Origin of the sequence: Cupriavidus sp. SIMBA_020, assembly GCF_046535395.1 — a bacterium.
Lineage (GTDB): Bacteria > Pseudomonadota > Gammaproteobacteria > Burkholderiales > Burkholderiaceae > Cupriavidus > Cupriavidus campinensis.
Genome location: NZ_JAWRWU010001259.1, coordinates 1 through 250 on the forward strand (window position 1 = coordinate 1; position 250 = coordinate 250).

General features: G+C 67.6%; 1 protein-coding gene. It reads left to right on the plus strand.

The annotated features are described in order from the left end of the window. Nucleotides 1–250: efflux RND transporter permease subunit (locus SB751_RS33540; protein ID WP_410749439.1), on the plus strand; the 250-nt coding region annotated here is incomplete at both ends.

Genomic DNA, 250 nt, shown 5'->3' on the forward strand with positions numbered 1-250 from the left:
GGTGCTGTCGGTGATCGTCGCCATCGTCTTCACGCCGGCGCTGTGCGCCACGCTGCTCAAGCCGATTCCCAAGGGCCACCACGGCACCAAGCGCGGCTTCTTCGGCTGGTTCAACCGCGCCTTCGACCGCAGCAGCCATGGCTACGCCAATACCGTGGCGCGCGGCCTGGGCCGCACCAAGCGCCTGATGGTGGTCTACCTGGCCATCGTCATCGCCATGGGCTGGATGTTCACCCGCATCCCCACCGCG